Here is a 24,796-nt window from a genome sequence, read left to right on the forward strand (position 1 = left end):
TTACAATGCGCGCCCTTTACCCTGATTCACGAGGTTAACGTGCTGGATAGCATCAAGATTAAATTGCAATATTGGCTGCCTAAGCTGGCGCTGACCCGCCTGGCGGGCTGGGGCGCGGACAAACAGGCTGGCTGGCTGACCCAACTGGTGGTCAAGACCTTCGCCCGCTACTACCGCGTGGAGATGCAGGAAGCGCAAAATCCGGACCTGGCGTCTTACGCCACTTTCAACGACTTCTTCGTGCGCCCGCTGCGCGACGGCGCGCGCCCTATCATCGCCGACGCCAACTGGCTGGCGCTGCCCGCCGACGGCGCCATCAGCCAGCTCGGTCCGATCCGCGACGATCAAATCTTCCAGGCTAAAGGCCACCATTACAGTCTGGAAGCGCTGCTGGCCGGCAACTATCTGCTGGCCGAGCCGTTCCGCAACGGCCTGTTCGCCACCACCTATCTGGCGCCGCGCGATTACCACCGCGTACACATGCCGTGCGCCGGCGTGCTGCGCGAGATGATCTATGTGCCGGGCGATCTGTTCTCGGTCAACCCGCTCACCGCCGCCAACGTGCCTAACCTGTTCGCGCGCAACGAGCGCGTGATCTGCGTGTTCGACACCGACATCGGGCCGATGGTGCAAATCCTGGTCGGCGCCACCATCGTCGGCAGCATCGAAACCGTCTGGGCCGGCACCGTCACGCCGCCGCGCGAAGGCATCATCAAGCGCTGGACCTACCCGGCCGCCGGTGAAGAAGGTGCCATCGCGCTGGAAAAAGGCGCCGAGATGGGCCGTTTCAAGCTCGGCTCCACGGTGATCAACCTGTTTACCGCAGGCAGCGTACAGTTCGCGCCGCAGCTGCATAACGGCACCGTCACCCGCATGGGTGAGGCCTTCGCCGAAATTCCGGCCGCCGCTGAAACACCACAGACCCCGCTCTAAAGGAATCGACGCCGTGCGCCTGATCATCACGCTTTTGCTCGGTTGCCTGCTGTGGCAACCGGCGCTGGCCGCCCCCGTGCCGACCGAGAACCAGCTCAAACAGGAGCTGAAGCAGGCGGAAAGCAGCAAAAACGCGCCGAATCAGGCGGAGACCACCGAAGCGCTGCAAAGCGCTCTCAACTGGCTGACGGAGCGTAAAGAGTCGCAGACTCGCTCCGAGCAGTATCAGAGGGTGATCGACGATTTCCCGAAGATGACGCAGGAGTTGCGCCGGCAGCTGGTGCTGGAAAGCAACAAGATCCTGCCGAACGGCGACGATCTCCCGGCGGCCGATCTGGAGCAGCAGATCCTGCAAACCAGCAGCCTGCTGCTGGAACAGGCACGCCTGCTGCAGCAAGAGCAGGATCGCACCCGGGAAATCAGCGACTCGCTCGGCCAGTTGCCGCAGCAGCAGACCGACGCCCGCCGCGCGCTGACCGAAGTGCAGCGCCGTTTGCAGGCGCAGCCCGCCAACCCGACCACGCCGTACGCGCAGGCCGCCCTGGCCCTGCTGCAGACCGAAGCCGCGGCGCGCAAGGCCAAAGTAGACGAACTGGAGCTGGCGCAGCTGTCGGCCAACAATCGCCAGGAGCTGGCGCGCATGCGCGCCGAAGTCTATAAAAAGCGCCACGAGAAAATAGACGTTCAGCTGCAGGCGCTGCGCAACAACCTCAACGCCCAGCGCCAACGCGAAGCGGAACTGGCGCTGGAAAAAACCGAGCAGTTGGCCGAGCAGAACGGCGATCTGCCGAAGAGCATCAGCCAACAGCTGCAGATCAACCGCGAACTGTCCGCCGCGCTGAACAACCAGGCGCAGCGCATGGATCTGATTTCATCGCAGCAGCGGCAGGCGGCGGCGCAGACACTGCAGGTGCGCCAGGCGCTGAGCACCATCATCGAACAGGCCCAGTGGCTCGGTTCGTCGTCGGCGCTGGGGGAAACCCTGCGCGCCCAGGTGGCGACATTGCCGGAAATGCCCAAACCGCAACAGCTGGACGGCGACATGGCCCAGCTGCGCGTGCAGCGCCTGCAGTTTGAAAGCCAGCTGGAAAAACTGTCGCAGCGCGAGTTCAAACGCGACGACGGCAGCGCGCTGAGCAGCCAGGAGCAGCGCATCGTCGATGCCCAGCTGCGCACCCAGCGCGAGCTGCTGAACTCGCTGTTGTCCGGTTGCGACACCCAAATTCTCGAGCTGACCAAGCTGAAGGTGGCCAACACCCAGTTGATCGAAGCGTTGAACGAAATTCGCGACGCCACCCACCGCTACCTGTTCTGGGTGCCGGACGTCAATCCGATCAACTTCTCTTACCCGCTCAACGTGGCGCACGATCTGACGCGCGTCCTGTCGCTGGATACGCTGTCGCAGCTCGGCGGCGCCTTCATGATGATGGTGACCAGCCGCGAAACGCTGATCCCGATCTTCGGTGCCCTGCTGCTGGTGATTTTCAGCATCAGTTCGCGCAAGCACTATCACGCCTTCCTCGAGCGCGCCAGCAGCCGCGTCGGCAAGGTGACGCAGGATGAATTCTTCCTGACGGTGCGCACCGTGTTCTGGTCGATTCTGGTGGCGATGCCGCTGCCGGTACTGTGGGCCGCACTCGGCTACGGCCTGCAAAGCGCCTGGAACTACCCGGTGGCGGAAGCGATCGGCAAAGGGGTGACCGCCACATTGCCGATCCTGTGGATCTGTATGATCTGCGCCGCCTTCGCCCACCCGCAGGGGCTGTTCATCGTGCACTTCCGCTGGCCGGCGAAGCAGGTTTCGCGCGCCATGCGCTACTACAAAATGTCTATCTGGCTGATCGTGCCGCTGATCATGGCGCTGATCACCTTCGATAGCCTGAAAGAGCGCGAGTTCGCCAACACGCTGGGGCGGCTGTGCTTCATCCTGCTGTGTCTGGCGCTGGCGCTGGTCACCCACAGCCTGAAACGCGCCGGCATCCCGCTGTATTTGGATAAAAACGGCTCCGGCGACAACATGCTCAACAGCGCCTTTTGGGGGCTGCTGCTGTCGGCGCCGCTGCTGGCGGCACTGGCGTCGACCGTCGGTTACCTCACCACCGCGCAGGCGCTGTTGGCGCGCCTGGAAACCTCGGTGGCGATCTGGTTCCTGCTGCTGGTCATCTACCACATCATTCGCCGTTGGATGTTGATCCAGCGGCGGCGCATCGCCTTCGATCGCGCCAAACAGCGCCGCGCCGACATTCTGGCCCAGCGCGCCCGCGGCGAAGACGAAACTTCGCATACCCCGAACAGTACCGAAGGATCCATCGATCCGGACGATTCAGACTTCGATCTGGACACCATCAGCGCCCAGTCGCTGCGGCTGGTGCGTTCGATCCTGACGCTGATCGCGCTGGTGTCGGTGATCGTGCTGTGGTCGGAGATCCACTCCGCGTTCGCCTTCCTGGAAAACATCTCGCTGTGGGACGTCACCTCGACGGTGAACGGCGTGGAAACCGCCCATCCGATCACCCTCGGCGCGGTTCTGATCGCCATTCTGGTGTTGATCATCACCATGCAGCTGGTGCGCAACCTGCCGGCGCTGCTGGAGCTGGCGGTGCTGCAGCACCTCGATCTGTCGCCAGGCACCGGCTACGCCATCACCACCATCACCAAGTACCTGCTGCTGCTGTTTGGCGCAGTGCTCAGCTTCGCCTGGATCGGCATCGAATGGTCGAAACTGCAATGGGTGGTCACCGCGCTCAGTCTGGGGTTGGGCTTCGGCATGCAGGAGATCTTCTCCAACTTCATCTCCGGCCTGATCATCCTGTTCGAGAAGCCGATCCGCATCGGCGATACCGTGACGATCCGCAACCTGACCGGCACCGTCACCAAGATCAACACCCGCGCCACCACCATCTCGGACTGGGACCGCAAAGAGATCATCGTGCCGAACAAAGCCTTCATCACCGAGCAGTTCGTCAACTGGTCGCTGTCGGATAACCTGACTCGTGTGGTGCTGACCGTACCGGCGCCGGGCGAAGCCAACAGTGAAGAGGTGACCAAGATCCTGATGAACGCCGCCGAGCGCTGCTCGCTGGTGCTGGATAACCCGGCGCCGGAGGTCTACCTGGTCGACCTGCAGCAAGGCATCCAGATCTTCGAGATGCGTATTTACGCCGCCGAGATGGGCCACCGCATGCCGCTGCGCCACGAGATCCACCAGCTGATCCTGGCAGGCTACCGTGAGCACGGCATCACGCTGCCGTACCCACCGTTCCAGGTGCGTACCGAGACGCTGTCGCGGCTGACCAACAACGGCCGTACGCCGCCGTCCACGCCGGCACCGAATACCAAGCGCGACGCCGGAGGGCTGTAAGGGATTCTCGCGATAAAAAAAGGGCCGGCATTTGCCGACCCTTTTTGCTTTTCTCACCGCCTGAAACGTCAGGCGATCCCGACCGGGAAGGCCAACACGTCGCTCAGGCTCTCGGCGCCCAGCGCCAGCATCACCAGACGATCCACGCCCAGCGCCACGCCGGAACATTCCGGCATGCCGTGCTGCAACGCCGCCAACAGGTTGTAGTCGATAGGCTGCTGCGGCAGGCCGCGCTCCGCGCGCTTGCGATTGTCCTGCTCGAAGCGTTGCTGTTGTTCACGGCCGTCGGTCAGCTCGCGGAAACCGTTCGCCAGCTCAATGCCCTTGAAGTACACCTCGAAACGCTCCGCCACGCGGTGGTCCTCGGTGCTGATCTCCGCCAACGCCGCCTGGCTGGCCGGGAAGTGGTAAACGAACGCCGGCTTTTCACGACCGATATGTGGCTCCACGCCCACGGTGAACAGCAGCTGCAGCAGCGTATCGCGGTCTTCTTCGGTATCGGCGATGTTGCTCAGATCGAGTTTGGCCGCCGCTTCACGCAGCTGCGCCTTCTCCGCCGACAGCGGATCGATGTCCAGATGACGCAGGAACGCCTGCTGATAAGACAGGGTCTCCGCGCTCTCGCAGTCCAGCACCTGTTGCAGCAGATCGTCCACCTCATTCATCAGGCGGTACATGTCGTAGTGCGGACGGTACCACTCCAGCATGGTGAATTCCGGGTTGTGATGCCGCCCGGCTTCTTCATTGCGGAAGCTGCGCCCCATTTGGTAGATCGGGCCGCTGCCCGCCGCCAGCAGGCGCTTCATGTGATATTCCGGGCTGGTCATCATGTATAGCGTCAGGCCCTCTGCCGCCCCCGGCCCGACGAAACGCGTCTCGAACGGGAACAGGTGAACGTCGGTGACCGTTGCCTGGCTCATGGTGGGCGTCTCAACTTCCAGCACGCCACGATCGGCGAAGAAACGCCGGATCTCAGCCAGAATCGCTGCGCGTTTCAACAAATTGGCGATGGGTGCACTAGGCTGCCAGCTTGCCGTTTCGCTCATGGTAATTAACTCCGAAATCAAACAGGGGATGCAGTCTACTCGCATCCTTGCAGCCAAACAAATTCTTCACGATGCGCAACCGGCGATAACGCCAATTTCCGATAAATAGGCGGCAAAAGCGCGCTAAAAAGGGTAAAGCACGCCGAACACGCGAAAAGGCAGGCAAGCCTGTTGGTCGAGCGTTAATCGACAAAACAATCGATCACATCAAATTTCGACTACTTAACTTTAGGTATAGTTAATTCCCCATTATTGGTGGGAGATATCTATCCTTAACCTTTAAGCAACATTAATCGGTTCAATTAGTTAGCACCCGAAGAGTTCGCTAAATTTTAAGCATAGATATTTAACTTGCCGTTCTTAATAAGAACATTGGAGGAATGCAGTGCAAACCTTTAACGCCGATCTTGCCATTATTGGGGCCGGGGGCGCTGGTTTACGTGCAGCAATAGCCGCAGCGGAAACCAATCCCCAACTGAAAATCGCGCTGATCTCTAAGGTCTACCCGATGCGCAGCCACACGGTCGCCGCCGAGGGGGGCTCCGCCGCCGTCACTCAGGATCACGATACCTTCGACTACCACTTCCACGACACCGTTGCCGGCGGCGACTGGCTGTGCGAGCAGGACGTGGTCGATCACTTCGTGCATCAGTGCCCGCGCGAGATGACCCAGCTCGAACAGTGGGGTTGCCCGTGGAGCCGCAAACCGGACGGTTCGGTCAACGTGCGGCGCTTCGGCGGCATGAAGATCGAACGCACCTGGTTCGCCGCCGACAAGACCGGCTTCCACATGCTGCACACCCTGTTCCAAACCTCGCTGAAATACCCGCAAATCCAACGCTTCGACGAGCACTTCGTGCTGGATATCCTGGTGGATGACGGCCAGGCGCGCGGCCTGGTGGCGCTTAACATGATGGAAGGCACCCGCGTGCAGATCCGCGCCAACGCGGTGGTGATGGCCACCGGCGGCGCCGGGCGCGTCTATCGCTACAACACCAACGGCGGCATCGTCACCGGCGACGGTATGGGCATGGCGTTCCACCACGGCGTACCGCTGCGCGACATGGAGTTCGTGCAGTATCACCCGACCGGCCTGCCCGGTTCCGGCATCCTGATGACCGAGGGCTGCCGCGGCGAAGGCGGCATCCTGGTGAACAAGGACGGCTACCGTTACCTGCAAGACTACGGCATGGGCCCGGAAACCCCGCTGGGCGAGCCGAAGAACAAATACATGGAGCTGGGCCCGCGCGACAAGGTGTCCCAGGCCTTCTGGCACGAATGGCGTGCCGGCCGCACCATCGCCACCCCGCGCGGCGACGTGGTCTACCTCGATCTGCGCCACCTGGGCGAGAAAAAGCTGCTGGAGCGGCTGCCGTTCATCTGCGAACTGGCCAAGGCCTATGTCGGCGTCGATCCGGTGAAAGATCCGATCCCGGTGCGCCCTACCGCGCACTACACCATGGGCGGCATTGAAACCGACCAAAACTGCGAAACCCGCATCAAAGGGCTGTTCGCAGTCGGCGAATGCTCCTCCGTCGGCCTGCACGGCGCCAACCGTCTCGGCTCCAACTCGCTGGCGGAACTGGTGGTGTTCGGCCGCGTCGCCGGTGAACACGCGGCGCGCCGCGCGCTGGAAACCGCACCGGCCAACGGCGCCGCGCTGGATGCGCAAACCCGCGACGTCGAAACCCGCCTGAGCAACCTGATGAAACAGGAAGGCAACGAGAACTGGGCGAAGATCCGCGACGAAATGGGGTTGTCGATGGAAGAAGGCTGCGGTATCTACCGCACGCCGGAGCTGATGCAAAAAACCATCGATAAGCTGGCCGAGCTGAAAGAGCGCTTCAAGCGCGTCAAAATCACCGACAACTCCAGCGTGTTCAACACCGATCTGCTGTACACCATCGAGCTGGGTTACGGCCTGGACGTCGCCGAGTGCATGGCGCACTCCGCGCTTAACCGCAAAGAGTCGCGCGGCGCCCACCAGCGCCTGGACGAAGGCTGTACCGAGCGCGACGACGTCAACTTCCTCAAACATACGCTGGCGTTCCATAACCCGCAGGGCGCGCCGCGTCTCGAATACAGCGACGTGAAAATCACCAAGCTGCCGCCGGCCAAACGCGTCTACGGCGCAGAAGCCGAAGCGCAGGAGAAAAAGAATAAGGAGCAGGCAAATGGCTGAGATGCAAACCCTGAAGATCGACGTCATGCGCTATAACCCGGAAACCGACGCCGAGCCGCATTTCGTCACCTACGCCGTGCCTTACGATGAACAAACCTCGCTGCTCGACGCGCTGGGCTACATCAAGGATAACCTGGCGCCGGATCTCTCCTACCGCTGGTCATGCCGCATGGCGATCTGCGGCTCCTGCGGCATGATGGTCAACCGCGTGCCGAAGCTGGCGTGCAAAACCTTCCTGCGCGACTACGTCGGCGGCATGAAGGTCGAAGCGTTGGGCAACTTCCCGATCGAGCGCGATCTGGTGGTCGACATGACCCACTTCATCGAGAGCCTGGAGGCGATCAAACCTTACATCATCGGCAACGATCGCAAACCGGAAGATGGCCCGAACGTGCAGACCCCGGCGCAGATGGCCAAGTACCACCAGTTCTCCGGCTGCATCAACTGCGGCCTGTGCTACGCCGCGTGCCCGCAGTTCGGCCTCAACCCCGAGTTTATCGGCCCGGCGGCGATCACGCTGGCACACCGCTATAACCTGGACAACCGCGACCACGGCAAGAAACAGCGCATGCCGCAGCTCAACGGCCAAAACGGCGTCTGGAGCTGCACCTTCGTCGGCTATTGCTCTGAAGTCTGCCCGAAACACGTCGATCCCGCCGCCGCCATCCAGCAGGGCAAGGTGGAGAGCGCCAAAGACTTCATGATCGCCATGTTGAAGCCGCAATAAGGGAGAAAAATTGCCATGACAACTCAACGTAAGCCCTATGTGCGCACCATGACGCCCACCTGGTGGCAAAAGCTCGGCTTCTACCGTTTCTATATGCTGCGCGAAGGCACCTCGGTGTTGGCGGTGTGGTTCAGCATCGTGCTGCTGTACGGCGTGTTTGCGCTGAAGGGCGGCGCCGAGAGCTGGGCCGGTTTCGTCGGTTTCTTGCAGAATCCGCTGGTGCTGTTGATCAACGTCGTCGCCCTGCTGGCGGCGGCGCTGCATACCAAAACCTGGTTCGATCTGGCGCCGAAGGCCGCCAATATCGTGGTCAACAGCGAGAAAATGGGGCCGGGCCCCATCGTGAAAGGACTGTGGGCCGTCACCATCGTCGTCAGCGTGGTCATCCTGGCCGTGGCCCTGATCTAATCCGGAGGAAACATGATAAATCAAGCACCTAAACGCTCCGACGAGCCGGTTTTCTGGGGATTGTTCGGCGCCGGCGGCATGTGGGGCGCGATCGTCGCGCCGGCCATCGTGCTGCTGGTCGGCATTCTGCTGCCGCTGGGGCTGTTCCCCGGTGAGGCGCTGGGTTACGAGCGCGTGCTGGCGTTCTGCCAGAGCCTGATCGGCCGCCTGTTCCTGCTGCTGATGATCATTCTGCCGCTGTGGTGCGGCCTGCACCGCATCCACCATGCGATGCACGATCTGAAGATCCACGTGCCGGCCGGCAAGTGGGTATTCTACGGTCTGGCGGCGATCCTCAGCGTAGTCACCGTCATCGGCGTCGTCACGCTGTAAACCGCTCAGGCGGCCAACGCCCGTTGGCCGCCCTTTTCTCATCGGCTACACTGTCTACTCGCCCCCGGTAAACAGGAGCCACCGATGCGTTTATGGTCAAAGCTTAACGTCATGCTTTCCGCCCTGCTCTCCGTCGCTTGCAGGTCTCCCCGCCCAAAGACATCAAGGTCGTGAACAATTTCGACAGCCAGCGCTATCTCGGCACCTGGTACGAAATCGCGCGTCTGGATCATCGTTTTGAACGCGGTTTGCAGCAGGTGACCGCCCACTACAGCCCACGCGCCGACGGCGGGCTGAAAGTCATCAATCGCGGCTTCAATCCGCAGAAACAGCAATGGCAAGAAAGCGAAGGCAAAGCCTACTTTATCGGTTCACCGCAGGTCGCGGCGCTGAAAGTGTCGTTCTTCGGCCCCTTCTACGGCGGCTATAACGTGATTGCCCTGGACCCGGACTACCGCTATGCGCTGGTTTGCGGCCCTAACCGCGACTATCTGTGGATCCTGTCGCGCACCCCGACGCTTGACGCCAACGCACGCGACAGCTTATTACAGACGGCCAAGGGCTACGGTTTCGCCACCGATGCGCTGATCTGGGTGCAACAGTCCGCCGATCAGTGACTGCTGAACTTCAGCCCGAGGATGCCGACCACAATCAGGCACAGACTGATGATGCGCGCGATATTGGTCGACTCGCCCAACAGCACCATGCCCATGATCGCCGCGCCCACCGCGCCGATGCCGGTCCACACCGCATAAGCGGTGCCGGCGGGCAGCGTTTTCATGGCGTTGGCCAACAGCAACATGCTGACCACCATCGCGGCGATGGTGATGATGCTCGGCGTCAATCGGGTAAAACCGTGGGTATATTTCAGACCGATAGCCCAAACCACTTCGAGCAAACCGGCGACAAGCAGAATAATCCAGGCCATGAGACGGCCTCCCTACCACTGGGGTCGTCCCCGATGAAATGACGCGTAAACGGGTCGTCCCGTTCAGCCAGGTGATGAACGGCGGGCAACCTCGCCCGCACCGCGGCAGCATAGCAACAGCGCAAACAGATAGGCAAGGACAAGTAGTGCGGCGGCCTCCGCTGGCGAAGCGCCGCCGGATGAGGACGGATTATTCCGCGCTGCGCTGAATGGCCTTGCCGCCGGCCTGAATGTCTTCACCCACGCCGCGGGTGGTATTGCAGGCGGTCAGCGAGGCCAAAATCATCAAAGAGAAGATCGCGATAATACTTTTCTTCAGCATAAGAAAGTCCTTATTTGTCGTTGATGAAAAAGTACGGCTTTCTAAGCGTAGTCAAAATTGACGGAAGGCGTGGGATCGCAACCGGCTTTGTAGCGCAAATACATCGATTTAAAGGCGGGTTCAGCTGGCCGTGCGGGAGATGGCGCCGCCGAGATGCTGAACGTCTTCGCCGAAACCGCGAAACGTATTGCAACCGCTAAGGGAGAAAAGGAACAACAGGGAGAGCACGGCCAACAGCGTTTTCTTGAACATGCGGATTTTCTGCCAACGAACGGGGAAGGGATAAAGCAGAGGAACCGCTGGGGTTCCTCTGTTTTGAAACTTACTTAACGCGAGAGACGTATTCGCCAGAGCGAGTGTCAACTTTGATCACTTCGCCGATCTGGACGAACAACGGCACTTTAACCACGGCGCCGGTGCTCAGGGTAGCCGGCTTGCCGCCAGTCCCTGCGGTATCGCCTTTCAGGCCAGGATCGGTCTCGGTGATTTCCGCTTCGATGAAGTTCGGCGGCTGAACGGCGATTGGACGGCCATCCCACAGGGTGATGATGCACTCTGCGTTATCCTGCAGCCATTTGGCCGCGTCGCCGACGGTTTTGCCGTCAACCTGATGCTGTTCGAAAGACTCAGGGTGCATGAAGTGGTAGAACTCACCGTCGCTGTACAGGTAGTTCATGTTGGTGTCCATCACGTCCGCGCCTTCGCAAGAATCGGTAGACTTGAAGGTTTTTTCCACGCGGGTGCCGGTCAGCAGACGGCGCATTTTCACGCGCGCGAACGCCTGGCCTTTGCCCGGCTTAACGAACTCACTGGCTTCGACGGCGTAAGGTTCGCCCTCGAACATGATTTTAAGACCCGGACGGAAATCGTTGCTAGAATAAGTCGCCATGATGGCCCTCTGAATATTTGAACTGGTAGCTTAGCCAAAAAAATGGCACACATTATAACCCAAAGTACGGCACATAGAGAAGATTGGTTGCATCAACTCGCCGATGTTATTACCGATCCTGATGAATTACTGCAGCTTTTGTCACTGAATACGCACCCGGAACTGCCGCAGGGGCGCGATGCCCGTCGGCTGTTTGCCCTGCGCGTGCCGCGCGCCTTCGCTGCGCGCATGCGCCCCGGGGACGCCAACGACCCGCTGCTGCGCCAGGTGCTGACCGCCAGAGAGGAGTTCATCAACGCCCCAGGGTTCACCACCGATCCGCTGGATGAGCAGCGCAGCGTGGTGCCGGGCCTGCTGCACAAATACCGCAATCGCGCGTTGCTGCTGGTCAAGGGCGGCTGTGCGGTCAACTGCCGTTACTGCTTCCGCCGCCACTTCCCCTATCAGGACAACCAGGGCAATAAGAACAACTGGCGGCAGGCGCTGGATTATATCCGCCAACACCCGGAACTGGACGAGATCATTTTTTCCGGCGGCGATCCGCTGATGGCCAAAGACAGCGAGCTGGAGTGGCTGGTCGGCGAGCTGGAGACCATCCCGCACCTGAAACGCCTGCGCATTCACACCCGTTTGCCGGTGGTGATCCCGGCGCGCATTACGCCGGCGCTGTGCCGCCTGCTGTCGGCCTCGCGCCTGCAGGTGCTGATGGTCACGCACATCAACCACGCCAACGAAATTGACCGCGAGCTGCAGAGCGCCATGGCCCAGCTGCGCCTCGCCGGTGTCACGCTGCTCAATCAAAGCGTGCTGCTGCGCGATGTCAACGATGACGCCGATACGCTGGCGGCGCTCAGCAACGCGCTGTTCGACGCCGGCATCCTGCCCTATTACATCCACGTGCTGGACAAAGTGCAGGGCGCGGCGCACTTCATGGTCAGCGACGATGAAGCGCGCGCCATCATGCAGGCGCTGCTGAGCAAGGTGTCCGGTTATCTGGTGCCGCGCCTGACGCGTGAGGTGGGCGGCGAACCAAGCAAAACGCCGATCGACCTGCGTCTGATGCAGGAGTGAGGCGCGTCAGACACTCCAATAGAAAAAAGGGCTTTCCCATTTTGAGAGCCCATTCTAATTTCTCAAACACTTTATATCTTTATGCATTCTATACATCTCTGAATTCCAAGTCCACACATCTAATGTAACTGACGATATTAAAGCATCAAGCGAATGTCGATATTAAACCATCAGAAACTAGATAAAGAACCCATCTGATAATTATCTAACCCATATCCAGCGGCTGCTCCTCCGTAAAAAACAGCCAAAATACAGCTCATTATTTAACATACTCACAGGAAGACTACGCAGCAATAAAAACGACCTGGCATCACTTGCATTAATACATCTTATGCTTTATTTTCCTGCAGTACTCAACACCACCACAAGAGATCGAAGAATATGCCAACAGCTAAAAAAAGATATCTTTGGGAGATAACCCTAGAGGCAATGGTACATTATAATCGCCCAGTCACACTTAAAGAAGTAACTAACTATATAAAAAATGAGATACCCAACTACAAAGAAACAAATACCTCACAAAATATAAGCATGTTGACCGTAAACTCTCCCGGTAGGGTCAATCACCATTCAAGTTTAAGTGAACGCCTATCTAACGAAGGTTTCCCCCGTGACAGGCTGTTCAAGATAGGCCGCGGACTTTATGAGATATATTCTCCTGAAAAACATGGCATATGGCAAATGTATAAGGAAAATGGAGAATATAAGATAAGGGAGTACTCAGGAACACTATTGTATGAAATAAAAAAAATAGAAGAAGACAATAGTATTAGTGAAACAACAAGAAAAGCGTTAATAGAGGCTAGAATAGGCCAAGGGAACTTCAGAAAACAAGTTATTGAGATTTTCAAAAGGTGTCCAGTAACTGGAGTAACCATGCCAGACATGCTAAGAGCCAGTCACATAAAACCCTGGAGAGAAAGTAATAACACTGAGCGCTTAGATCCTCACAACGGAATTATTCTATCCGCACACATTGATGTTTTATTTGACAAAGGTCATATCAGCTTCTCTAAAAAAGGAAAAATGCTCTTAAAAAAAGATGATATCGTGAAAGAAACGATTAGAGCATTGAAAATAGAGGCAAATACACAAATTAATTTCAGCACGGAAGCACAGATATACCTTGAATGGCATAGAAATTATTTTCAGTTTAAAGAGTGATAATTAACATTCCCATAAAAGAGGAATGCCGTGGCATTCCTCTTTTTTTATCTCTCTGCGGCGATTGGCCTCAGCGCCTTACGGGCACTTGTAAACCTGGCCGACCATTTTGCTGTCCAACGGCGCGAAGCTGGAGAGCAGATTCTGGCTTGGGCTGTTGGCGCCGTAAATGACGTTGCCGCCCATCTCCGCAGCCTTGTTGCGCAGATCGTTGGCCGCACCGCGCATGGAGCTGCCTTCACCGCCGTTGCCGGACAGCCAGTTGCTCTGGGTGCCGGTCACTTCACCCAGCAGCTGGCATTCCGCCGCCGGCTTGCTGTCGGTGAACTTGATCTGCTGACCCGCAGCGGTCAGTTCATGAGTGGTGCTGCAACCCGCCAGCAGCATCGCTGCCGAAAGACCCAGTAAGGCTTTAATCCGCATCTTGTTCCCCATTCGATGTTGAGAATTACGCAAAAGCTTATCAGAAAGCGATGCCATCTCTTAAGCATCCGTTGCCACGCTAGCGGGCCAACGTCTTGAGCGACAGCTGATAACTAACCAGTCTACCAGCTAAATCGCCCCGGGCGGCAAAAATATCATCAAATACAGTGCGGCGGCGTTATGCCCAACCGGCAGCGGCCGCTGATGCCTGAGCCTCCACTTCGCCCTGACGCGGTTCCTCCTCCGCCAGTTGGAATACCGCCACCGCCTGCGCCAGCAGCGCCGCCTGCTCCTCCACGCCGACGGCGGTGGTCGCCACCTCCTCCACCAGCGCGGCGTTCTGCTGGGTCACCTGATCCATCTGGGTCACCGCCACCCCGACCTGCTCAACGCCCTTGCTTTGCTCTTGCGACGCGTACGAAATGTTATCCATCAGCGACATCACCTGATTCACCGAACCGGCGATGGCATTCATCGTTTCGCCCGCCTGTTCCACCAGCCGCACGCCGGCGGCGATATCGCCGGTCACGCCGTCGACCAGGCCGCTGATCTCCTTGGCCGAAGTCGCGCAGCGCTGCGCCAGGTTGCGCACCTCGCCGGCCACCACCGCAAACCCCCGCCCCTGCTCACCAGCGCGCGCGGCCTCCACGGCAGCGTTCAACGCCAGGATATTGGTCTGGAAGGCGATGCCGTCGATCACGCTGGTGATGTCCCCCACCTGACGCGCGCTGTCGTTGATCGCCCGCATTTTGTCGACCGCGCTGGCCATCATCGTTTCGCCGTTGCGGGCGATGTCGGCGGTTTGGCTGACCATCCCGGCGGCCTGGTTGGCGTTATCGGCGTTTTGCCGCACCGTGGCGGTGATCTGTTCCATGCTGGCGGCGGTTTCCGTCAGCGCGCTGGCCTGCTCTTCGGTGCGGCTGGAGAGATCGGCGTTGCCGACGGCGATCTCATGCGTGCCGTGGTTGATCGACTCCACGCCATCACGCACCTGCTGCACGGTGGCGCTCAGCTCTTGCTGCATCGCCTGCAGGCTGGCGAACAACATGCCAATCTCATCGTTGCTGCGCGCCACGATCTTGCTGCGCAGATCGCCGCGCCCAACCTTTTGCAAGTGTTCAGCAATCTGGCGCAGCGGCAGGATCAGGCGCCGACGGAAGTCGCGCTGTACGGCGACCAGCAGCAGCAGGATCGCCGCCAGGGTACCGCTCAGCAGGCGAGCGAACACTTTCTGAGTCTGTTCCGCCTCCTCCACCGCCAGACGGTGGGCGGCGACCGTCGCCCGCATATAGTCGGCAAACTGGCTGTCCAACCGTTGGCGCACCTGACGCTTCTCGGCCGCCATGGCGTGCAGCCGCTCGATCAATGCCACCTGCGGCGTGTCGGCCAGCAGCGTCAACTCTTGCTTCAGCACCGCCTGCTGCGCCAGGTAAACCTTTTTCATCGCCTCGCCCAGCTCCGGGCGCGATACCGTCAAACCCGGCGTATCCCAGAACAGGTTGAAAGCGACATCGGCGCCGCGCAGCTCGCCGCGCGCCTCATCAATGCCCTGCTGAATATCGGCTCTGCTGGTCTGCGCCATACGCTCGAACGCCATGTTGTCGATCAGCGTCTGCGTTTGCAGCAAAGCACGCCAACTGCGGTTCAGCGCCGCTTCCTCGTCGGAGAAAGTGCTCATCCTGCCGATGCTGTTGCCGTTTTGCTGCATGAAATAGAAGGCGATGGCGCCGGTTCCCATGGGCATCAAGCCCAGCAGCAACAGCATTAACATCAGCCAGGTGGCTATTTTCACATTTTTCAGCATAAGTCGTCTCCGTTGACAGTCACCCCGGCGGGGGAAAATTCCCCGCCCGGTAGGGGCTATATCGGTACGAAACGACAACGGTTTAGGGTAAAAACAAAATAATGCAATAATTCATTCAGTGAACTAATAACGCGCTAAACAAACATTCTTTTTATTGATTTTTAAGATAAAAAAAACCCCGATCACTTGACCGGGGTTCTCAGCACACAAGCGTGTGGGGGATGATTACATCATGCCGCCCATGCCGCCCATGCCACCCATACCGCCTGCTGCGCCCAGATCCGGTGCGTCAGCCTTCGGCAGGTCGGTGACCATGCATTCGGTGGTGATCATCAGGCCAGCCACGGACGCCGCGTACTGCAGAGCAGAACGGGTGACTTTGGTTGGATCCAGGATACCCATCGCGATCATGTCGCCGTATTCTTCAGAGTAAGCGTTGTAGCCGTAGCTGCCTTCGCCCGCTTTCACCTGGTTGGCGATAACGGAAGCTTCTTCACCGGCGTTGACCACGATCTGACGCAGAGGGGCTTCCATTGCGCGCAGCGCAACTTTGATACCCACGTTCTGGTCTTCGTTGTCGCCTTTCAGCGCGGCGATTTTGCCTGCAACGCGGATCAGCGCTACGCCGCCGCCTGCAACCACGCCTTCTTCCACTGCGGCGCGGGTCGCGTGCAGGGCGTCTTCAACGCGGGCTTTCTTCTCTTTCATTTCAACTTCAGTGGCTGCGCCAACCTTGATAACGGCAACGCCGCCGGCCAGTTTCGCTACGCGCTCCTGCAGTTTTTCACGATCGTAATCAGAGGTCGCTTCTTCGATCTGCTGACGGATCTGAGCAACGCGGCCCTGGATGGTCGCTTCGTCGCCCACGCCATCGATGATGATGGTGGTGTCTTTGTTGATGACAACGCGCTTCGCCTGGCCCAGATCTTCCAGGGTGGCTTTTTCCAGCTCCAGACCGATCTCTTCAGAGATAACGGTACCGGCAGTCAGGGTAGCGATGTCCTGCAGCATGGCTTTACGACGGTCGCCGAAGCCAGGCGCCTTAACGGCGGCGACTTTCACGATGCCGCGCATGGTGTTGACCACCAGGGTCGCCAGCGCTTCGCCTTCAACGTCTTCAGCGATGATCAGCAGCGGTTTGCCTGCTTTGGCAACGGCTTCCAGCACCGGCAGCATTTCGCGGATGTTGGAGATCTTCTTGTCAGCCAGCAGGATGAACGGGCTTTCCAGCTCAACAGAACCGGTTTCCGGCTTGTTGATGAAGTATGGGGACAGGTAACCGCGGTCGAACTGCATACCTTCAACCACGTCCAGCTCGTCTTGCAGGCCGGTGCCTTCTTCAACGGTGATAACGCCTTCTTTGCCCACTTTCTCCATCGCTTCCGCGATCAGTTTACCCACGGTTTCGTCGGAGTTGGCGGAGATGGTGCCTACCTGAGCGATAGCTTTGGAATCGGAGCAAGGTACGGACAGTTTTTTCAGTTCTTCAACCGCAGCGACAACCGCTTTGTCGATGCCGCGCTTCAGATCCATCGGGTTCATGCCTGCAGCAACCGCTTTCAGACCTTCGGTGATGATGGATTGAGCCAGTACGGTTGCAGTGGTGGTGCCGTCGCCCGCCGCGTCGTTCGCTTTGGAGGCCACTTCTTTCACCATCTGAGCGCCCATGTTCTCGAACTTGTCTTCCAGTTCGATTTCACGCGCAACGGAAACGCCATCTTTGGTGATGGTTGGTGCGCCGAAAGATTTATCCAGCACTACGTTGCGGCCTTTCGGGCCCAGGGTCACTTTTACTGCATCAGCGAGAACATTCACGCCGCGGAGCATTTTCACGCGAGCGTCATTGCCGAATTTTACGTCTTTAGCTGCCATTGGTATTTCCCTTCAACTCGTTCAGTTCAGAAGATAAAGCGCAATTACGCTTCAACAATTGCCAGAATGTCGCTTTCGGACATGATCAACACTTCTTCATTGTCGATCTTCTCTGCTTTCACGCCGTAGCCGTCGTTGAAAATCACGATATCGCCAACTTTCACATCCAGCGGTTGGATGTTGCCGCTTTCCAGCACACGCCCTTTACCCACTGCAACCACTTCACCGCGAGTGGATTTACCCGCCGCAGAGCCAGTCAGGACGATGCCGCCAGCAGATTTTGATTCAACTTCTTTGCGCTTGACGATAACGCGGTCATGCAATGGACGAATACTCATTGAACGCTCTCCTGTAAGAAGGTCTCTATCAGATTTAGGGTTGTACACCGGATGGTTGTTATTACCGGCCTCGTGGCATTTGAGATGGGGGCGTTCCAGCCCCCTTCAAGGGGGCTAACGAAAAAAATTTCGCATTTTTGGCCGAACGGAGGCTACAGAGATGAAAAACGCGGCCTGGGCCGCGTTTTGTTAACGATCGTGAGGCTTGCGCTCCTCGTCCGGGCGGTGTTCCAGCACCGGGCGTTCGTCGTCCTTGCGCTGGAATTCGCCGTCGAAGGTGTTGCCGTTGGCGGCGTCGCCGCCCGTCCAACCGCCGGGGCGATACACCGACAGATGCGGCATCAGCTTCAGCGTCAACGATTTTTGCACCGGCGGCAGCAGCAGCAGCAGGCCGAGGAAGTCGGTGAAGAAGCCCGGAATCAGCAGCAGGAAGCCTGCCAACACCAGCGAAACGCTTTTCACCATTTCCGCCGCCGGGCTTTCGCCGGCCGCCAGTTTTTGCTGCATCTGCACGAAGGTTTTCATACCCTGATTGCGCACCAGCGAAATGCCGACGCAGGAACTGAACACCACCAGCAGCAGGGTGACAGCGACGCCGAGCACGGCGGCGACTTTGATAAAGATCGATATTTCTATGTAAGCCAGCAGAAATATCAGCAGTAGCGGTAACCAGCGCACCTGGTTCTCCTATCGGTAGGTAAAGCGCGGCCGCCACGGGGCGACGGCGCGAAAAAAGAGGCCGTAAACGGCCGACACCACTACAATGGGGACATCACCCTTTCATTTCAACCGAGAGCCGGTTTTTATTGCTAAAGTTCACAAACGTGAAAGAAGTCACAGAACCGGAAAAGGGCATATCCTTAAACACCATAAGGTGATCTGGATTCAGTCATTTCTTACCAACCAGCATATGATCTGGGCAGCAACGGGCGATTTGGTTAATCGTTTCACGCCCCAAGCCTTCGGCAATATTAATTTAGGCTGTGCCCTTTAGCCTTGACCTGACAAATTATTAATTCGGCAGCAACACATAGAGATAGAGAAGGTTCTCATGTCAAACAACATTCGTATCGAAGAAGACCTGTTAGGAACACGTGAAGTCCCCGCAGACGCTTACTACGGAGTTCATACTCTGCGTGCGATTGAAAACTTCTACATCAGCAACAGCAAAATCAGCGATGTCCCCGAGTTCGTTCGCGGCATGGTGATGGTGAAAAAGGCCGCGGCGATGGCCAACAAAGAACTTAAAACCATCCCGCGCAAAATCGCCGACGTGATCATCCAGGCCTGCGACGAGGTGCTGGATAAAGGCAAATGCATGGATCAGTTCCCGGTGGACGTGTTCCAGGGCGGCGCAGGCACCTCGCTGAACATGAACACCAACGAAGTGCTGGCGAACATCGGCCTCGAGCTGATGGGCCACCAAAAAGGCGAATACCAATACCTGAACCCGAACGATCACCTCAATAAATGCCAATCCACCAACGACGCCTACCCGACCGGGTTCCGCATCGCGGTGTACGCCTCCAACCAGAAGCTGATCGACGCCATCAACCAACTGCGCGAAGGCTTCGATCGCAAGGCGAAAGAGTTCGAAACCATCCTGAAGATGGGTCGCACCCAGCTGCAGGACGCGGTGCCGATGACTCTCGGCCAGGAATTCCACGCCTTCAGCGTGCTGCTGAACGAAGAAACCCGCAACCTGCACCGCACCGCGGAGCTGCTGCTGGAAGTGAACCTGGGCGCCACCGCCATCGGCACCGCGCTCAACACCCCGGAAGGCTATCAACCGCTGGCGGTGCAAAAACTGGCGGAAGTCAGCGGCCTGCCGGTCGTGCCGGCGGAAGACCTGATCGAAGCCACCTCCGACTGCGGCGCCTACGTGATGGTGCACAGCGCGCTCAAACGCCTGGCGGTGAAACTGTCCAAAATCTGTAACGACCTGCGCCTGCTCTCCTCCGGCCCGCGCGCCGGCCTGAACGAAATCAACCTGCCGGAGCTGCAGGCGGGGTCGTCCATCATGCCGGCCAAAGTGAACCCGGTGGTGCCGGAAGTGGTCAATCAGGTGTGTTTCAAGGTGATTGGCAACGACACTTGCGTTACCATGGCGGCCGAAGCGGGCCAGCTGCAGTTGAACGTGATGGAGCCGGTGATCGGCCAGGCGATGTTCGAGTCGATCCACATCCTGACCAACGCGTGCTACAACCTGCTGGAAAAATGCATTAACGGCATCACCGCGAATAAAGAAGTCTGCGAACACTACGTCTTCAACTCGATCGGTATCGTCACCTATCTGAACCCGTTCATCGGCCACCATAACGGTGACATCGTCGGGAAGATCTGCGCCGAAACCGGCAAGAGCGTGCGTGAAGTGGTGCTGGAACGCGGCCTGCTGACCGAAGCCGAGCTGGATGACATCTTCTCCGTGGAGAACCTGATGCACCCGGCCTATAAAGCCAAACGCTATACGGATGAAAATGAACAATAACAGACCTACCCGGTAGCCCTGAAAGGCACGCTAAATCCTCTGGATAGCGTGCCTTTTTACTTTCCGGCGCCCACAAAATTTTAACGTTTTATTTTCAATTTACACCCTAAATCATTGGGACTGCATCAAGGCGGCGAGAGCGCAAGTCCCCAGGAGCTTACTCAAGTAAGTGACTGGGGTCAGTGATCGCAGCCAACACCGATGCAGTTTCAAGGATGACGGGAAATCTCATTTTAAGGAGTAAACACTATGCTAGCCTTGGAATTGGTTATCGTTCTGCTGGCCATCTTTTTAGGGGCCAGGTTGGGCGGTATCGGTATCGGGTTCGCGGGGGGATTGGGCGTTCTGGTCCTGGCGCTGATCGGCGTCAAGCCGGGCAGCATTCCCTTCGACGTGATTTCCATCATCATGGCGGTGATCGCGGCGATCTCCGCCATGCAGGTCGCCGGGGGGATGGACTATCTGGTACAGCAGACCGAAAAGCTGCTGCGCAAGAACCCCAAGCACATCACCATTCTCGCCCCTATCGTCACCTACTTCCTGACCATCTTCGCCGGCACCGGCAACATCTCGCTCTCGGCGCTGCCGGTGATCGCCGAAGTGGCGAAAGAACAGGGCATCAAGCCTTGCCGGCCGCTGTCGACCGCCGTGGTGTCCGCCCAGATCGCCATCACCGCCTCGCCGATCTCCGCCGCGGTGGTGTACATGTCTTCGGTGATGGAAGGCCACGGCGTCAGCTACCTGCATCTGCTGATGGTGGTGATCCCGTCCACCTTCTGCGCCGTGCTGGTGATGTCGCTGCTGGTGACCTGGCTGTTCGACTCCAAGCTGTCTAACGATCCGGTCTACCTGAAACGCCTGGAAGAAGGCCTGATCACCCTGCGCGGCAACAACGCGCTGGAGATCAAACCGCGCGCCAAAGCCTCGGTGCTGCTGTTCCTGCTGGGCGTGCTGTGCGTGGTGGCCTACGCCATCATCAACAGCCCGGGCCTGGGCCTGGTGGCCAAGCCGCTGATGAACACCACCAACGCCATCCTGATCATCATGCTGAGCGTCGCCACGCTGACCACCCTGCTGTGCCGCGTCGACACCGACATGGTGCTGAACTCCAGCACCTTCAAGGCCGGCATGAGCGCCTGTATCTGTATCCTCGGCGTCGCCTGGCTGGGCGACACCTTCGTGCAGGCCAACATCGACTGGATCAAAGAGACGGCAGGCAGCGTCATTCAGGCTCACCCGTGGCTGCTGGCGGTGATCTTCTTCTTCTGCTCGGCGCTGCTGTACTCGCAGGCCGCCACCGCCAAGGCGCTGATGCCGATGGCGCTGGCGCTGAACGTGTCGCCGCTGACCGCCGTCGCCTCCTTCGCCGCCGTATCCGGCCTGTTCATCCTGCCGACCTACCCGACGCTGGTCGCCGCGGTGCAGATGGACGATACCGGCACCACGCGCATCGGCCGCTTCGTGTTCAACCATCCGTTCTTCATTCCCGGCACCATGGGCGTGATTTTCGCGGTGGTATTCGGCTTCCTGCTCGGCAGCATCATGCTGTAACGCTTCGACCGGGGCTGCGGCCCCGGTTTTCCTTCTGGCGATAAACTCGCCTTCTAGCCAATCCGCCTTCAGGGTATAGTGCCCATTCGAACCGAAGAGAGGGCTGAAGATGTCTGATTGCGAAGCTGTCGTCATACTCTGTACCGCACCCGATGAAGCCAGCGCCCAGGAACTGGCGGCGCGGGTCTTGGGCGATAAGCTGGCGGCCTGCGCCACGCTGCTGCCCGGCGCCACCTCGCTGTATTACTGGGAAGGGAAGCTGGAACAGGAATACGAGGTGCAGATGCTGTTCAAAAGCGATCGCCGCCGTCAGCAGGCCCTGCTCGACACCCTGAAACAACATCACCCCTACCAGACGCCCGAGCTGCTGGTATTGCCGGTGATGGCCGGAGATAAAGACTACCTGTCATGGATCAACGCTTCATTAAACTGATTTTGCTGCTGTGCAGCCTGTTCTTCCTGCCGCAGGCGGCGCAGGCCTCGCTGTTCGCACCGACGGGCGGCAGCCAGTTCGTGCCCGTCGATCGGGCTTTTGCTTTCGATTTCAAACAGCAAGGCAGCCAGGTGACGCTGAACTGGCAGATCCGCCCCGGCTATTACCTGTATCGTCAGCAGATCAAACTGGTGCCGCAACAGGCGACGCTCGGCGCCTTTACCCTGCCGGAAGGTTTGAGCCACAAGGACGAGTTCTTCGGCGAAGTCGCCATCTTCAAGCAGCAGCTTAATCTGCAGGTGCCGCTGCAACAGGCGGCGGCCAACGCCAGCCTCAGCGTCACCTATCAGGGCTGCGCCGAGGCCGGCTTCTGCTATCCGCCGGAAACCCGGGTGATCCCGTTGGACGCGGTCAGCGCCGCAGCAGCCGCACCGCTTTCGGCCTCTGCACCGGCTGAAGCGCCCGCCGCACCGGCCAGCCTGCCGTTTTCGCCGCTGTGGGCATTGCTGATCGGCATCGGTATCGCCTTCACGCCGTGCGTGCTGCCGATGTACCCGCTGATCTCCGGCATCATTCTCGGCCGCGACCGGCCGCAAAGCAGCGGCCGCATTCTGGCGCTGGCGGTGGTTTACGTGCAGGGCATGGCGCTCACCTACACCCTGCTCGGGTTGGTGGTGGCCGCCGCCGGGCTGCAGTTCCAGGCGGCACTGCAACATCCTTATGTCTTGATCGGCCTGTCGGTGCTGTTCATCGCCCTGGCGCTGTCGATGTTCGGCCTCTATTCCCTGCAGCTGCCTTCCGCACTGCAAACCCGGCTGGCTAACTGGAGCAACACCCAGCGCGGCGGCTCGCTGACCGGCGTATTCCTGATGGGCGCCCTGGCCGGGCTGATTTGCTCGCCCTGCACCACCGCGCCGCTCAGCGCCATCCTGCTGTATATCGCCCAGAGCGGCAATCTGTGGGCCGGCGGCGGCACGCTGTACCTGTACGCGCTGGGGATGGGCATTCCGCTGGTGATCGTCACCCTGTTCGGCAACCGCCTGCTGCCACGCAGCGGCCCGTGGATGCAGTACGTGAAGGAGGCCTTCGGCTTCGTCATTCTGGCGCTGCCGGTGTTCCTGCTGGAGCGAGTGATCGGCGATCTGTGGGGCATGCGTTTGTGGAGCCTGCTCGGCCTGGCATTCTTCGGTTGGGCCTTCGCCCTGAGCCTGAGAAGCGCGCGCGGCTGGGCTCGCGCCTTGCAACTGCTGCTGCTGGCGGCGGCGGTGATCGCCGCACGGCCGCTGCAAGATTGGGCTTTCGGCGCCGACCAGGCGCAGCAGGCCGCTCAGCCGCACCTGGCCTTTACCCGTATCAACAACGTCGAACAGCTCGATCTGGCGCTGCAACAGGCGCGGGGCAAGCCGGTGATGCTCGATCTGTACGCCGACTGGTGCGTGGCCTGTAAAGAGTTCGAGAAATACACCTTCAGCGATGCGGCGGTACAGGCGAGCCTGGCCAACGCGGTGCTGCTGCAAGCGGACGTGACCGCCAACAGCGCAGAACAGGCTGCGCTGCTGAAGCATCTGCAGGTGTTGGGGCTGCCGACGATCCTGTTCTTCGATCCGACAGGCCGCGAGCTGACGGCCGAGCGGGTCACCGGCTTTATGAAGGCGGAAGCCTTCAACGCGCATTTGCAGAAAGTGATGCGATAAATAACACTGAGGTTCTGAACCGAAGAGGAGGAAGCACAAGTGCAACGTGAACACGTCCTTGATACCGCGCTGGGCCTGTTGGAACAACAGGGCCTGGCGACCGCCACATTAGAGATGCTGGCGGAAAAACTCGACGTTCAACCCGGCGATCTCAAACGGTTCTGGCCGGATCGCGAAGCGCTGCTGTACGACTGCCTGCGCTATCATGGCCAGCAGATAGACACCTGGCGCCGCCAGCTGCTGCTGGACGAAAATCTGAGCCCGCAGCAAAAGCTGCTGGCGCGCTATGACGTGCTGGCGGAATACGTGCAGCAAGACCGCTACCCCGGTTGCCTGTTTATCGCCGCCTGCAGCTTCTTCCCGGAAACGGATCACCCGATCCACCAACTGGCGGAGCAGCAAAAGCTGACTTCGCTGGAGCTGACCCGCGAACTGCTGCGCGACATGGACGCCGACGACGCCGATATGGTGGCGCAGCAAATGGAGCTGATTCAGGAAGGTTGCCTGAGCAAACTGCTGGTAAAACGCCAGCTCCAGGACGTATCGGTCGCCAAACGGCTGGCGGAAGACATCTTGCAGGTGGCGCAATGCCGCCGTAACGGGGCGCTGAGCTGAATCTGCAGGGTCGGCGGCGCAGCCAACCCAAGGCGCTCTCTCTGACAGGCGCATTTTTTGCGCCCTTTGCCTGAAAAGCCAGCAACCGGACGCATTTTAGCGTCTTTCACGCATAAAGCCGTTGACGGCTTTATGCCAATACGGTTTAATGCTGCCCGTTGCCCGGATAGCTCAG

At 59.1% G+C, this 24,796-nt stretch carries 23 protein-coding genes and 1 pseudogene; 14 read left to right on the forward strand and 10 right to left on the reverse strand.

Annotated features, from left to right (window positions below; translation table 11 throughout):
• Positions 1-39: 39 nt before the first annotated feature.
• Together asd and mscM are read left to right on the forward strand one after the other, a co-directional pair.
• The gene (gene asd / locus GKN89_RS14250; RefSeq protein ID WP_019453390.1) at positions 40-933 is read left to right on the forward strand and encodes an archaetidylserine decarboxylase; all 894 of its coding nucleotides are present in this window, start codon (positions 40-42) and stop codon (positions 931-933) included.
• Positions 934-946: 13 nt separating this feature from the next.
• The gene (gene mscM, locus GKN89_RS14255) at positions 947-4,294 is read left to right on the forward strand and encodes a miniconductance mechanosensitive channel MscM (RefSeq protein WP_370520208.1); all 3,348 of its coding nucleotides are present in this window, start codon (positions 947-949) and stop codon (positions 4,292-4,294) included.
• 68 nt (positions 4,295-4,362) lie between these two features.
• Here the strand turns inward: mscM and epmA are convergent, their stop codons facing one another.
• Entirely contained in the window at positions 4,363-5,340 is a 978-nt protein-coding gene (epmA, locus tag GKN89_RS14260) for an elongation factor P--(R)-beta-lysine ligase (RefSeq protein ID WP_004929681.1), read from the reverse strand.
• Positions 5,341-5,725: 385 nt separating this feature from the next.
• On the opposite strand from epmA, the gene frdA reads away from it, so the two are divergent.
• The 5 genes and pseudogenes from frdA (at position 5,726) to blc (ending at position 9,646) form a co-directional block, all read left to right on the forward strand.
• The gene (frdA, locus tag GKN89_RS14265) at positions 5,726-7,522 is read left to right on the forward strand and encodes a fumarate reductase (quinol) flavoprotein subunit (protein WP_370520209.1); all 1,797 of its coding nucleotides are present in this window, start codon (positions 5,726-5,728) and stop codon (positions 7,520-7,522) included.
• Positions 7,515-8,249 (forward strand): succinate dehydrogenase/fumarate reductase iron-sulfur subunit, encoded by a 735-nt coding sequence (locus GKN89_RS14270; RefSeq protein WP_019453394.1) that lies wholly within the window; start codon positions 7,515-7,517, stop codon positions 8,247-8,249. Before frdA ends, GKN89_RS14270 begins: the two co-directional genes overlap by 8 nt.
• Before the next feature lie 15 nt (positions 8,250-8,264).
• Positions 8,265-8,657, forward strand: a complete 393-nt coding sequence (gene frdC / locus GKN89_RS14275; RefSeq protein WP_004929673.1) for a fumarate reductase subunit FrdC — start codon at positions 8,265-8,267, stop codon at positions 8,655-8,657.
• Between the two features lie 12 nt (positions 8,658-8,669).
• Entirely contained in the window at positions 8,670-9,029 is a 360-nt protein-coding gene (frdD, locus tag GKN89_RS14280; RefSeq protein WP_004929672.1) for a fumarate reductase subunit FrdD, read from the forward strand.
• 84 nt (positions 9,030-9,113) lie between these two features.
• Positions 9,114-9,646, forward strand: a pseudogene (blc, locus tag GKN89_RS14285) (outer membrane lipoprotein Blc).
• On the opposite strand, the gene sugE reads toward blc, so the two are convergent.
• The 4 genes from sugE to efp form a co-directional block, all read right to left on the reverse strand.
• The gene (gene sugE / locus GKN89_RS14290) at positions 9,640-9,957 is read right to left on the reverse strand and encodes a quaternary ammonium compound efflux SMR transporter SugE (protein WP_019453398.1); all 318 of its coding nucleotides are present in this window, start codon (positions 9,955-9,957) and stop codon (positions 9,640-9,642) included. The pseudogene blc and the gene sugE sit on opposite strands and share 7 nt — an antisense overlap.
• Before the next feature lie 190 nt (positions 9,958-10,147).
• Positions 10,148-10,279: an entericidin A/B family lipoprotein gene (locus GKN89_RS14295; RefSeq protein WP_019453399.1), complete on the reverse strand. Its 132-nt coding sequence runs from the start codon at positions 10,277-10,279 to the stop codon at positions 10,148-10,150.
• Positions 10,280-10,399: 120 nt separating this feature from the next.
• Positions 10,400-10,531: an entericidin A/B family lipoprotein gene (locus tag GKN89_RS14300; RefSeq protein WP_019453400.1), complete on the reverse strand. Its 132-nt coding sequence runs from the start codon at positions 10,529-10,531 to the stop codon at positions 10,400-10,402.
• Positions 10,532-10,601: 70 nt separating this feature from the next.
• The gene (efp, locus tag GKN89_RS14305) at positions 10,602-11,168 is read right to left on the reverse strand and encodes an elongation factor P (protein ID WP_019453401.1); all 567 of its coding nucleotides are present in this window, start codon (positions 11,166-11,168) and stop codon (positions 10,602-10,604) included.
• A gap of 42 nt (positions 11,169-11,210) precedes the next feature.
• Here efp and epmB point away from each other — a divergent pair, with 42 nt between their 5' ends.
• The gene (gene epmB / locus GKN89_RS14310) at positions 11,211-12,239 is read left to right on the forward strand and encodes an EF-P beta-lysylation protein EpmB (RefSeq protein WP_025159577.1); all 1,029 of its coding nucleotides are present in this window, start codon (positions 11,211-11,213) and stop codon (positions 12,237-12,239) included.
• A gap of 381 nt (positions 12,240-12,620) precedes the next feature.
• Complete coding sequence (locus GKN89_RS14315; protein ID WP_154747213.1) at positions 12,621-13,403, forward strand: HNH endonuclease; 783 nt, start codon at positions 12,621-12,623, stop codon at positions 13,401-13,403.
• Between the two features lie 78 nt (positions 13,404-13,481).
• Here the strand turns inward: GKN89_RS14315 and GKN89_RS14320 are convergent, their stop codons facing one another.
• The 5 genes from GKN89_RS14320 to GKN89_RS14340 all read right to left on the reverse strand — a co-directional run bounded on the left by GKN89_RS14320 (position 13,482) and on the right by GKN89_RS14340 (position 18,518).
• Positions 13,482-13,826: a DUF4156 domain-containing protein gene (locus tag GKN89_RS14320; protein ID WP_025159576.1), complete on the reverse strand. Its 345-nt coding sequence runs from the start codon at positions 13,824-13,826 to the stop codon at positions 13,482-13,484.
• A gap of 178 nt (positions 13,827-14,004) precedes the next feature.
• Entirely contained in the window at positions 14,005-15,630 is a 1,626-nt protein-coding gene (locus tag GKN89_RS14325) for a methyl-accepting chemotaxis protein (protein WP_154747214.1), read from the reverse strand.
• A 225-nt stretch (positions 15,631-15,855) separates the two neighbouring features.
• Positions 15,856-17,502, reverse strand: a complete 1,647-nt coding sequence (gene groL / locus GKN89_RS14330; RefSeq protein ID WP_004929662.1) for a chaperonin GroEL — start codon at positions 17,500-17,502, stop codon at positions 15,856-15,858.
• A gap of 44 nt (positions 17,503-17,546) precedes the next feature.
• Positions 17,547-17,840, reverse strand: a complete 294-nt coding sequence (locus tag GKN89_RS14335) for a co-chaperone GroES (RefSeq protein WP_004952634.1) — start codon at positions 17,838-17,840, stop codon at positions 17,547-17,549.
• A gap of 189 nt (positions 17,841-18,029) precedes the next feature.
• Positions 18,030-18,518 carry an FxsA family protein gene (locus tag GKN89_RS14340; RefSeq protein WP_019453406.1) on the reverse strand — a complete coding sequence of 163 codons (489 nt, stop codon included), beginning with the start codon at positions 18,516-18,518 and terminating at the stop codon, positions 18,030-18,032.
• Between the two features lie 373 nt (positions 18,519-18,891).
• Here GKN89_RS14340 and aspA point away from each other — a divergent pair, with 373 nt between their 5' ends.
• The 5 genes from aspA to GKN89_RS14365 all read left to right on the forward strand — a co-directional run bounded on the left by aspA (position 18,892) and on the right by GKN89_RS14365 (position 24,621).
• Positions 18,892-20,328 carry an aspartate ammonia-lyase gene (gene aspA / locus GKN89_RS14345; protein WP_004929659.1) on the forward strand — a complete coding sequence of 479 codons (1,437 nt, stop codon included), beginning with the start codon at positions 18,892-18,894 and terminating at the stop codon, positions 20,326-20,328.
• A 249-nt stretch (positions 20,329-20,577) separates the two neighbouring features.
• A complete protein-coding gene (locus GKN89_RS14350) occupies positions 20,578-21,879 on the forward strand; it encodes an anaerobic C4-dicarboxylate transporter (RefSeq protein ID WP_033654882.1) in 1,302 nt (433 codons plus the stop codon).
• 109 nt (positions 21,880-21,988) lie between these two features.
• On the forward strand, positions 21,989-22,312 hold the full coding sequence (gene cutA, locus GKN89_RS14355; RefSeq protein WP_015376376.1) for a divalent cation tolerance protein CutA: 324 nt from the start codon (positions 21,989-21,991) through the stop codon (positions 22,310-22,312).
• Positions 22,288-24,006 (forward strand): protein-disulfide reductase DsbD, encoded by a 1,719-nt coding sequence (locus tag GKN89_RS14360; protein WP_154747215.1) that lies wholly within the window; start codon positions 22,288-22,290, stop codon positions 24,004-24,006. Before cutA ends, GKN89_RS14360 begins: the two co-directional genes overlap by 25 nt.
• Before the next feature lie 39 nt (positions 24,007-24,045).
• Positions 24,046-24,621 carry a transcriptional regulator gene (locus GKN89_RS14365; protein WP_015376374.1) on the forward strand — a complete coding sequence of 192 codons (576 nt, stop codon included), beginning with the start codon at positions 24,046-24,048 and terminating at the stop codon, positions 24,619-24,621.
• Positions 24,622-24,796: the final 175 nt, after the last annotated feature.

This window comes from Serratia sp. YC16 (assembly GCF_009707615.1).
Classification (GTDB): Bacteria; Pseudomonadota; Gammaproteobacteria; order Enterobacterales; family Enterobacteriaceae; genus Serratia; species Serratia surfactantfaciens.

What these genes read in the sequence shown, in the direction of transcription:
- groL (WP_004929662.1), bottom strand. Translation starts at nt 17,502, where the DNA reads ATGGCAGCTAAAGACGTAAAATTCGGCAATGACGCTCGCGTGAAAATG.
- GKN89_RS14295 (WP_019453399.1), bottom strand. Translation starts at nt 10,279, where the DNA reads ATGCTGAAGAAAAGTATTATCGCGATCTTCTCTTTGATGATTTTGGCC.
- frdC (WP_004929673.1), top strand. Translation starts at nt 8,265, where the DNA reads ATGACAACTCAACGTAAGCCCTATGTGCGCACCATGACGCCCACCTGG.
- cutA (WP_015376376.1), top strand. Translation starts at nt 21,989, where the DNA reads ATGTCTGATTGCGAAGCTGTCGTCATACTCTGTACCGCACCCGATGAA.
- GKN89_RS14320 (WP_025159576.1), bottom strand. Translation starts at nt 13,826, where the DNA reads ATGCGGATTAAAGCCTTACTGGGTCTTTCGGCAGCGATGCTGCTGGCG.
- GKN89_RS14315 (WP_154747213.1), top strand. Translation starts at nt 12,621, where the DNA reads ATGCCAACAGCTAAAAAAAGATATCTTTGGGAGATAACCCTAGAGGCA.
- aspA (WP_004929659.1), top strand. Translation starts at nt 18,892, where the DNA reads ATGTCAAACAACATTCGTATCGAAGAAGACCTGTTAGGAACACGTGAA.
- GKN89_RS14325 (WP_154747214.1), bottom strand. Translation starts at nt 15,630, where the DNA reads ATGCTGAAAAATGTGAAAATAGCCACCTGGCTGATGTTAATGCTGTTG.
- epmB (WP_025159577.1), top strand. Translation starts at nt 11,211, where the DNA reads ATGGCACACATTATAACCCAAAGTACGGCACATAGAGAAGATTGGTTG.
- efp (WP_019453401.1), bottom strand. Translation starts at nt 11,168, where the DNA reads ATGGCGACTTATTCTAGCAACGATTTCCGTCCGGGTCTTAAAATCATG.
- frdD (WP_004929672.1), top strand. Translation starts at nt 8,670, where the DNA reads ATGATAAATCAAGCACCTAAACGCTCCGACGAGCCGGTTTTCTGGGGA.
- GKN89_RS14350 (WP_033654882.1), top strand. Translation starts at nt 20,578, where the DNA reads ATGCTAGCCTTGGAATTGGTTATCGTTCTGCTGGCCATCTTTTTAGGG.
- epmA (WP_004929681.1), bottom strand. Translation starts at nt 5,340, where the DNA reads ATGAGCGAAACGGCAAGCTGGCAGCCTAGTGCACCCATCGCCAATTTG.
- GKN89_RS14360 (WP_154747215.1), top strand. Translation starts at nt 22,288, where the DNA reads ATGGATCAACGCTTCATTAAACTGATTTTGCTGCTGTGCAGCCTGTTC.
- GKN89_RS14270 (WP_019453394.1), top strand. Translation starts at nt 7,515, where the DNA reads ATGGCTGAGATGCAAACCCTGAAGATCGACGTCATGCGCTATAACCCG.
- GKN89_RS14300 (WP_019453400.1), bottom strand. Translation starts at nt 10,531, where the DNA reads ATGTTCAAGAAAACGCTGTTGGCCGTGCTCTCCCTGTTGTTCCTTTTC.
- GKN89_RS14335 (WP_004952634.1), bottom strand. Translation starts at nt 17,840, where the DNA reads ATGAGTATTCGTCCATTGCATGACCGCGTTATCGTCAAGCGCAAAGAA.
- sugE (WP_019453398.1), bottom strand. Translation starts at nt 9,957, where the DNA reads ATGGCCTGGATTATTCTGCTTGTCGCCGGTTTGCTCGAAGTGGTTTGG.